Here is a 6,631-nt window from a genome sequence, read left to right on the forward strand (position 1 = left end):
CTTGCGCTTGCTGTGCCTGGGTTTCGGCACAAAAACGATCGAAAACCCTTTGCAGGCAAGCGCAACCAGCTCCTAAATTCGCATTGTCTCAACCTTTCTGGAGCCGCGCGCGGGCCTTGGCGCGCAGCACGATGTAGAGCATGAAGGCGATGAGGGCGGCCGCCGCCACGCCCAGCACGATGAGGGCCAGCGGGTGGCGCGACAGCCACCACTGCACGCGCGTGACCGGGTCCAGGTGGCCGACGTGGTAGGTCTGCTCGGCCACGAGGCTGTCCACCTGCTTGCCGCGCACGACCGCCGCGCTGCCCTGGATGTGCTTGAGCAGGTCGGGCGTGAGCAGCGCCGTGACGGCCTGCTGCAGGCCGGCGGGCTGGTTGCTGGCCAGCAGCACCACGCTGCGCCCGCTTTGCAGGGGCGATTCGAAGCCCGCGATCACCGCGTCGCTGCTGGCGCTGGTGAAGGTGATCGCGTTGCGGCCAGGCTTGGCGCGGTCGCGCTGGTCCGGGTCCCACCAGTTGAGCAGGCGCGACGCGTAGTCCGACAGGCGGAAGCCCTTGGTGTCGGCCTTCAGGCTGAACGGCAGGTAGCGGGCCCACTGCTCGAGCAGGGGCGAGTTGGCGTTGCTGGCGATGACCAGCAGGTCCTTGCCCGCCAGCGCGTCGAGCTGGCCGTTGCCCAGCGCCACGGTGACGGCGTGCGCGGGGTAGCCGGTGACGTTGCCCATCAGGCCCATCAGCGACAGGTAGGCGCTCAGGTCGCCCTGCTCGGGCTTGGGCGGCAGCACCACAGCCGATTCCGACAGGTCGGCCAGGCGGCTGAACGGGAAGCCGCTGTTGCCGAAGGCCGCCAGGTCGGGCATGGCCAGGAAGTGCGAGAAGCCGGTGATATCGATGGTGGAGTCGGGCTCCACGGTGCCGCGCACGTTGTCCAGCAGCACGTCCTTGCAGGCGCCTTCCTTCTTGATCTCGTGGTAGTAGTGGAACTGCAGCTGGCTGCGCGCGGGCAGCTTGAACAGCGGCACGCGGAAGAAGTCCTCGGCCGGCAGCAGGTCGCCCGCGGCCAGTGCCGGCGCGGGCAGCACCCGGTCGAGCCAGCTGTTCACCCGGCCGGGCGGGGTGTAGTCGGCCGCGCGCAGCGGCAGCGCGCGCAGGAACTGCTCGTTGACGTTGATGTTCAGCGTGGACTTGTCGGCCCCGTTCTGCGGCGTGTAGCGGTACTTCACGTGCACGGGGATGTCCTGCTTGCGCCAGGCGAACAGGTCGGGCGGCACCTGGAAGTTCACGCGGATCAGGTCCGGCGAATAGCCCGACACGCTGAGCATCTCCGTCTGCGCCAGCTCGCCGAACTTGACCGGGCGATCCTTGGACAGCCAGTTGGGCGCGTCGTAGGGCTTGCGCGCCTCGATCTGCTTGAACTCCGAGATCACGGCCGTCGGACCCGAGAGCGCCGGCGCGCCCACGGCCAGCGCCGTCGCGGCGCGCTTGAGCTCCTGCGCGTCGCGGCCGCTGATGACGAGCAGCTTGGCTGCGGGGTCGGTCGGGTGGCTGGCCATGGTGACCGAGGGGCCGCTGGCGGCGGGCAGGCTCAGGCCCGGCACGCCCTGCGCGCCCAGCGCCAGCACTACGGCATGGCCCTTGGCCGGGATCTGCCCCACGGCGGCGGGGAAGGACGCTCCGCGGAAGCCCGCCAGCGCGCCGAACCACGACGAGACAGTGCCCGCTGCCTCGAGCTGGGCGGCGTCGGGCGTGCCCGCGAACACGATGGGCAGGGTGAGCGGGCGGGAATCGCGCCGGTCGAAGAACGGCTCGGGCAGGAAGGCCAGGTCGTTGGCCAGCGCCAGCGGGTTCACCGACAGCTCCAGCAGGCTGTCGTTGCCCACGTTGGCCCACAGGCTGGTGTGCGCCGGGTCCTCGCAGTCCATCGTGTAGTGGCCGATCAGCTCGATGTTCAGGCGGTTGAACTCGCCGATCAGCCGCGTGGGGATGTCGATCACCTTCTGCAGCGCCTGCCCCCCCTGCTCGTTGGGCACGGGGATGGTGGCGACGACCTGTTCGTTGACCAGCACGCGCAGGTGCGAGATCTCGGGCAGCAGCGCGGGCGAATAGGCGTAGTTCAGGTGCAGGCGCGCACGCGTGACGACCTCGTCGCCGCGCACCCCGAACTGCACGCCGCCCGTGCCCTGCACGCCGCGCAGCTGCAGCGGGAACACGGCGCCCAGCTGGCGGAACGTGACCTGGTAGTTGCGCCCCGCGGCGGGCGGCGCCTCGGGCTGGGCAGCTGCGGCGGGCGCAGGCTGGGCCAGCGCGCCGCCGGGCCCGGACAGGGGTGCCGACAGCAGCGCGATGGCGGCGAGGACAGGCGCCATGCGCCAGGGGGTGCGGGATTTCTCGGTCATGGCTGGTCTTCGATGGATTACTTGGTCACCACTTCGCGCCGTCCGCGCAGGATGTTCAGCGTGTTGGCGGCCACCTGGCCGAGGCCGCGCATGCCGATCACCATCACGCTCTTGAGCGAGGTGAGCGGCTTGTCGTGCTGGCGGTTGCCCCAGAAGCCGATCCAGGCGTCGGCACGCGCGAAGGTCAGGCGCGCGAGGTCGGCCTGCTGGTGCAGGCTCAGCTCCCCGAAGCGCAGGCCCAGGCGGCCGTTGCCGCTGAAGGTGACCTGCGCGGGGAAGGTGCCCTCCTCGTCGGAGCGGAACAGCGACACCTCCACCTGGCTGCCGGTCTCCAGCTTCAGGCCTTGCGGCACCCGCAGGCCCACGCCGCTCTGGGAGAAGTCGTCGGTCTCGCACACCAGGGTCTTGCCGTCGGCGAAGCGCAGTGCCGCGGGCAGCGCCGCCGTCACGCGCGGCGTGCTGCGCACCTGGCGCGTCTCGCTGGCCACGGCCAGGCTGGCGCTGGTCAGGATGATGTTGTAGGCCGTCCAGACCATGTTGATGACCAGCGTGGTGAACACCTCGGACGAAGGCCCCACGGCCACCATGCGCCAGATGCCCACGGCGAAGCCCAGCAGGTTGAGCAGCAGCAGGATCAGGTAGGGCCGCGCGATGGACCAGTCGAAATAGGACTGCTCGATCACCCCGCCCTTGGCCGTCACGTTGAACTTGCCCAGCTTGGGGTTCACGAAGGCCACGAGCACGGGGCGCATGATGTACCAGGCCAGCACCGACTCGTACACCTCGTTCCAGAACGAGTAGCGGAAGCGCCCCTGGATGCGCGAGTTGGTGATGCTCGCGTGCATCAGGTGGGGCAGTGCGTAGGCCGTGATCATGGCGGCCGTGGCCTGGAACACGTGGGCGCTGAAGAACAGGTAGGCCAGCGGCGCCGTGAGGAACACCAGCCGCGGCAGCCCGTAGAAGAAGTGCAGCATGGCGTTGAAGTAGCACAGGCGCTGGCCCAGCTTCAGGCCCGGGCCGAACAGCGGGTTGTCCACGCGGCAGATCTGCGCCATGCCGCGCGCCCAGCGGATGCGCTGGCCCACGTGGGCCGAGAGGCTTTCCGTTGCCAGGCCCGCGGCCTGCGGCAGCTCCAGGTAGGCGGTGTTGTAGCCGTGGCGGCTCAATTTCAGCGCGGTGTGCGCGTCCTCGGTCACGGTCTCCACGGCCACGCCGCCCACCTCCAGCAGCGGCGCGCGCTTGATGATGGCGCACGAGCCGCAGAAGAACGCGGCGTTCCACAGGTCGTTGCCGTCCTGCACGATGCCGTAGAACAGCTCGCCCTCGTTGGGCATGACGTGGAAGGTGTCCAGGTTCTTCTCGAACGGGTCGGGCGAGAAGAAGTGGTGCGGCGTCTGCAGCATCGCGAGCTTGGGATCGCGGATGAACCAGCCCATGCAGATCTGCAGGAAGGAGCGCGTGGGGATGTGGTCGCAGTCGAAGATGGCGACGTAGTCCGACCCGGTCACGGCCAGCGCGGCGTTGATGTTGCCCGCCTTGGCGTGGGCGTTGTTGTCGCGCGTGAGGTAGCCCACGCCGAGTTCCTCGCAGAAGTCGCGGAATTCCTCGCGGCGGCCGTCGTCGAGCACGTACACGTGCAGCCGGTCCTCGGGCCAGTCCATCTGCATGGCCGAGAACACGGTCTGCTTGACCACTTCCAGCGGCTCGTTGTAGGTGGGGATGAACACGTCCACGCTGGGCCAGGTGTCCACGTCCTGCGGCATGGGCACGGGCCGGCGCTGCAGCGGCCAGGCGGTCTGGAAATAGCCGATGAGCAGCACCAGGAAGGCGTACAGCTCGGCCAGCAGCAGGCCGAAGCCGAAGCAGGCATCGACCCAGTTGGTGAAGCCCACGGTGTCGGTCACGCGCCAGTACATGTAGCGCGAAGAAGCGGAGATCGACAGCACGATCATGGCCAGCGTGGTCAGCCGCCCGGGCGTGCGCGACAGCAGCAGCGCGGCCCCGAAGCTGCCCGCCGAGAAGAGCAGCTGCCCCGTCAGGTCCAGCGGCACGCTCACCACCAGGGCGAACAGCAGCGCCGCGCCCACCACGGCCACCACCCGCGCCAGCGGGTGGTTCCACAGGGGCTGGTCGGCGATGCGGTGCACGCGCATGCGCCAGCGCGCCTCGAAGCTGCGCGGGTTGCGGTCCGCGATCTCGTCGGCGACGGTCTTGTGGTCGGTGGCCATGGCTACACCTCCGCGCCCACCTGGGCGCGCATGCGCGCCGCCACGAAGGCGGCGCAAGCCAGGATGTCATGGCTGGCCTGGCTGTGCGCCCCGTGGTCCAGCACGCTCATGCCCAGCGCCAGCGACTCGGACACGGCCTCGTCGGCATGGATGGAGCCCGCGAAGCGCGGCCCCACGGCCTCGCGCAGCACGCGCAGGATGTCCTGCGAGAGCTGGCGCGCGGAGTTCACCTGGTTCAGCAGGTAGAACGTGTCCACGAAGTCGGGGCGCGGCGCGCAGTGCGTCTGCACCAGCCGCTGCATGAGCGGCAGCGTGGCGTAGGAAGCGGCGTCCGCCAGCATCACCACCATCACCCAGTGGGCGATGCCCAGGGCCTGGCGGCCGTAGGCGGACGGGCCGGGCGGCGTGTCCAGCAGCACCAGCGCGTCGTCCGGCAGCTGCAGCGCCTGCAGGTGGTCGAGCAGCCAGCGCGGGCGGGCGGCGATCTGCGCCTCCAGCGCCGCCAGGTCGTATTCGGTCACCGCGCCGAAGGGCAGCACGTACAGGCCCGGCTGGCGTTCGAAGCAGGCGTCGCGCCAGTCCTGCCCGGACAGGCTGGCGCGCGACAGGCCGCGCAGCTCCTGCGGGCCCAGGCCCAGGTGCAGCGCGAGGGCGTTCTGCGGGTCCAGGTCGACGGCGAGCACGGTGCGGCCCGTCTGCCGGGCCAGGGCCAGGGCCAGGTTCTCGGTCACGGTGGTCTTGCCGACCCCGCCCTTGGCCGATGCGATGGTCAGGATCTTCATGGGCGGTTTCTCGTGCCCAGCAGCCGGGCGAAGACTTGCTGCAGGCCGGCCGACGGCGCAGCCTCGGGCTGGGCCGGCCGCGCCAGGCGCGACAGCGGCGACGGGTTCTGGAGCGCCGGGCCGCCCACGGGGGCTGCCGCAGCGGGCGGCTGCGCCGGCGCAGGTGGCGGGACGGGAACCGGCGCCACCACGGGCGCAGGCGCCGCGACGGGGGCGGGCGGTGCGGCATGGCCCCACAGCGGCGGGGCCGGGGGCGCGCTGGGCGCCACCACCGGCGGCACGGCCTGCACCGCGGCGTGCAGGGGGCCCGTGGGTTCCACGGGCCCGCGCGGCGGCTCGGGCTGCAGGAGCGGCGCGGGCCGCTGGGCGGCATGCCATTCCTGCGGCGCCGTTCCCGGCGCCTCGCCGGGGCGCACCGGCGGCACGCCGGCGGACAGGTCCCCCAGCGCGGAAATCAGCGGCCAGCGCTCGCGCGCCTGCTGGGCGTCGCGCGTGCGCGTGAGCTCGCGGTATGTATCGGGCCTGCCGCCGAACTCCTGGTACAGATGTGCGATGTCTTCAGGCTGTTGCATGAGATGCCCTTTCTTCCCGGTCACGCGGCCGCGGCCAGGCGCAGCCGGGCCGTGCCCAGGGCGTCGGCCGCGGCGGCGACCTCCACCCGCAGCCCGGCCCCGCCCGCCGCATCGAACCACTGCTGGTACGCCCCCTGCAGGAATCCCGTGGCCCAGGGCGCGTGCGGCTCGCCGAACGCGGCCGCCAGCGGCGAGAAGCGGTGGGTGATTTCCATGCCGGCCGGGCTCTGCCCGAGCTCCGCCACGCCCCAGTCGAGCGCGCTCCACACATGGTTCATGGCGTCCTGCAGGCCCTGCACGGTGTCGCTCGCGGGCAACGGATGCTCGGCGGCGAAGCGCATGCCGATGCGCGCCATGAGCGTGGCCAGCTCCTGCGGCGGCAGGGCGGAGACGAATTCCTCCGCCAGCGCAGCCAGGAAACCGCGCCACTGGCGGGAGCACTGCAGGCGATGGATGTAGGCGGGCTCCATGGAGCTGGACAGCTCGCCCGCAACGGTGGATGAAGTGGTCATGACGGCGTTCGGCTGCAAATGGCACGCCTGGGAAGCCGGCGTGACCATGGTTTCCAATTACTTTAATTTAGGCTCTGTCACAAATCTGTGTTGGTAGTATGTGGGCCAACGCGTTGACGGAGTGGGTTTGCCATGCGGAAGA

Annotated in this window: 5 protein-coding genes; all 5 read right to left on the reverse strand. The window is 70.6% G+C overall.

Annotated features, from left to right (window positions below; genetic code table 11):
• Positions 1-88: 88 nt before the first annotated feature.
• From bcsB to bcsD, 5 genes are read right to left on the reverse strand one after another with little or no spacing between them, the layout of a single operon-like run.
• Complete coding sequence (gene bcsB / locus AVS7_RS13010; protein ID WP_020228839.1) at positions 89-2,395, reverse strand: cellulose biosynthesis cyclic di-GMP-binding regulatory protein BcsB; 2,307 nt, start codon at positions 2,393-2,395, stop codon at positions 89-91.
• A 17-nt stretch (positions 2,396-2,412) separates the two neighbouring features.
• Entirely contained in the window at positions 2,413-4,623 is a 2,211-nt protein-coding gene (gene bcsA, locus AVS7_RS13015; RefSeq protein WP_020228840.1) for a UDP-forming cellulose synthase catalytic subunit, read from the reverse strand.
• A 2-nt stretch (positions 4,624-4,625) separates the two neighbouring features.
• Positions 4,626-5,405 carry a cellulose biosynthesis protein BcsQ gene (gene bcsQ / locus AVS7_RS13020; protein ID WP_020228841.1) on the reverse strand — a complete coding sequence of 260 codons (780 nt, stop codon included), beginning with the start codon at positions 5,403-5,405 and terminating at the stop codon, positions 4,626-4,628.
• Positions 5,402-5,977 carry a cellulose biosynthesis protein BcsP gene (gene bcsP, locus AVS7_RS25390; protein ID WP_024001524.1) on the reverse strand — a complete coding sequence of 192 codons (576 nt, stop codon included), beginning with the start codon at positions 5,975-5,977 and terminating at the stop codon, positions 5,402-5,404. Before bcsP ends, bcsQ begins: the two co-directional genes overlap by 4 nt.
• 20 nt (positions 5,978-5,997) lie before the next feature.
• Entirely contained in the window at positions 5,998-6,489 is a 492-nt protein-coding gene (bcsD, locus tag AVS7_RS13030; protein WP_020228842.1) for a cellulose biosynthesis protein BcsD, read from the reverse strand.
• Positions 6,490-6,631 lie beyond the last annotated feature (142 nt).

The sequence above is a fragment of the Acidovorax sp. MR-S7 genome, from assembly GCF_000400995.2.
Taxonomy (GTDB): domain Bacteria; phylum Pseudomonadota; class Gammaproteobacteria; order Burkholderiales; family Burkholderiaceae_C; genus MR-S7.

Excerpts from the sequence above, each read along its gene's own strand:
- bcsB (WP_020228839.1), bottom strand. The coding sequence starts at position 2,395 with ATGACCGAGAAATCCCGCACCCCCTGGCGCATGGCGCCTGTCCTCGCC.
- bcsP (WP_024001524.1), bottom strand. The coding sequence starts at position 5,977 with ATGCAACAGCCTGAAGACATCGCACATCTGTACCAGGAGTTCGGCGGC.
- bcsD (WP_020228842.1), bottom strand. The coding sequence starts at position 6,489 with ATGACCACTTCATCCACCGTTGCGGGCGAGCTGTCCAGCTCCATGGAG.
- bcsQ (WP_020228841.1), bottom strand. The coding sequence starts at position 5,405 with ATGAAGATCCTGACCATCGCATCGGCCAAGGGCGGGGTCGGCAAGACC.
- bcsA (WP_020228840.1), bottom strand. The coding sequence starts at position 4,623 with ATGGCCACCGACCACAAGACCGTCGCCGACGAGATCGCGGACCGCAAC.